This is a genomic window from Candidatus Symbiopectobacterium sp. (assembly GCF_020054415.1).
In the GTDB taxonomy this organism is placed as follows: domain Bacteria; phylum Pseudomonadota; class Gammaproteobacteria; order Enterobacterales; family Enterobacteriaceae; genus Symbiopectobacterium.
The window spans coordinates 1-1,716 of record NZ_JAHWCO010000148.1 but is presented as its reverse complement, the minus strand read 5'-3'; the positions used below and the strand labels follow the sequence as shown (position 1 = coordinate 1,716).

At 45.5% G+C, this 1,716-nt stretch carries 2 protein-coding genes and 2 pseudogenes; 2 read left to right on the top strand and 2 right to left on the bottom strand.

The genetic code is table 11. The annotated features are described in order from the left end of the window. Positions 1 to 221 precede the first annotated feature (221 nt). Entirely contained in the window at positions 222 to 1,136 is a 915-nt protein-coding gene (gene galU / locus QZ506_RS04500) for a UTP--glucose-1-phosphate uridylyltransferase GalU (RefSeq protein WP_291969352.1), read from the bottom strand. 240 nt (positions 1,137 to 1,376) lie between these two features. On the opposite strand from galU, the pseudogene QZ506_RS04495 reads away from it, so the two are divergent. Both QZ506_RS04495 and QZ506_RS04490 read left to right on the top strand, forming a co-directional pair. Beyond that, positions 1,377 to 1,484 (top strand): annotated as a pseudogene (locus QZ506_RS04495) (IS1 family transposase); the annotation flags it as partial. Continuing rightward, the gene (locus QZ506_RS04490; protein ID WP_291969354.1) at positions 1,441 to 1,605 is read left to right on the top strand and encodes a hypothetical protein; all 165 of its coding nucleotides are present in this window, start codon (positions 1,441 to 1,443) and stop codon (positions 1,603 to 1,605) included. The pseudogene QZ506_RS04495 and the gene QZ506_RS04490, both read left to right, overlap by 44 nt. Here QZ506_RS04490 and QZ506_RS04485 read toward each other — a convergent pair. Next, positions 1,534 to 1,716, bottom strand: a pseudogene (locus QZ506_RS04485) (hypothetical protein); the annotation flags it as partial. The gene QZ506_RS04490 and the pseudogene QZ506_RS04485 overlap by 72 nt on opposite strands.

The window sequence follows — 1,716 nt, the reverse complement described above, 5'->3', positions numbered from 1 at the left end:
TGAGCGAACTCATCAGGGAAAAATGTGCTGCGGGCGTACGCCGATGGCCACTTTACTCGATGGAAAACGGATCTGGGCAGAAAAGAATCTGAACCAGATGTAATCTGACAGACACCTGTATAAATAATCGGTAACTGTCATATCAGGTCTGAGCTAGTACATTTTATATCCATTTTTCGTGACGCCCCGCGAAACACAAGGCAAAGCGCCATCGAATCAGGTTATTTCACATCATTTTCATTAACGGTTTCATTAAGCCATGCGGAAAAATCATTACCCAGCGTATTGTGACGCAAGCCGTATTCTACAAATGCACGCATGTAACCCAATTTGTTTCCGCAGTCATGACTTACACCTTTAAGGTGGTACGCTTCAACGGTTTCTTTTTCCATCAACATGGCAATGGCATCCGTTAATTGGATTTCATTACCCGCTCCCGGTGGTGTTTTTTCCAGCAGAGACCAAATATCAGCCGAAATTACATAGCGACCGACAACAGCCAAATTAGAAGGTGCCTCTGACGCCTTGGGTTTTTCCACTACGCCCACCATCGGTACACTGTCTCCAGGCTGTAATGCCTGCCCTTTGCAATCAACAACACCATAGCTGCTGACCTCTTCAACCGGTTCAACCATAATTTGGCTGTGACCCGTTTCAGAAAAACGAGCCAGCATTTCACTCAGGTTGTCTTTCTTCAGATTGGATTCAAATTCATCAATGATAACGTCGGGCAAAATAACAGCGACAGGTTCATCCCCCACTAAAGGGTGTGCGCACATGACAGCGTGCCCCAATCCTTTCGCCAGTCCCTGACGCACTTGCATGATGGTGACATGTTTCGGGCAAATAGACTGAACTTCTTCCAACAGTTGACGCTTAACGCGCTTCTCCAGCATCGCTTCCAGCTCAAAACTGGTATCGAAGTGGTTTTCAATGGAATTCTTGGATGAGTGTGTAACTAAAATGATTTCGTTCAAGCCTGCGGCAATACACTCATTGACGACGTATTGAATGAGCGGCTTATCAACCAGCGGCAACATTTCTTTTGGAATCGCTTTTGTTGCCGGCAGCATCCGAGTCCCTAGCCCTGCGACGGGGATGACCGCTTTTTTAACTTTTTTATTCACCGTTGACATAACAACCTCTGATATACCGTTCAAATAATGAACTTTATTGCCGGGTTTAATTCGTGGTACACCAGCCTGCTCGGCCAAAGACGACACCCGGTAAACACAATGGCTATGATAAAAATAAAACAACGCTTTATATAGTAGGAAATAAAAATTAATTACGAAAGCGAAGAGTATGCAACAAATGTTCGTGTATTCAATATGTTGATTGCAGTGTGAAATGTTCGGTTTTGGATGTGGAATACAGTGGCTAAAGTTGATGTAAGATGCCCGTTTTGTGAACAGACATCTCCTGTGAAAAAAAACGGTTATGGCAAAAGTGGCCATCCGCGTTACCGTCGTCAGTCATGCAAACACGGATGGCTACAGGGCTTACAACGACGAACTGGCTTTGTTGAATAAATCAGAACTTGTAACGACTGCGCCCCATACGGGTCGATTGTTGCGTGATGCGAATACTGTTCGGCATTCCTAATAGCGTGATCCGGTTAAGCGCTTTGACCATGGCCATGGCTTCACCCACCTGAGCATCGTAGTCTCTCAGACTTAGATGACCACCCAGAAGCCTTTTGAACCGGAACATGGC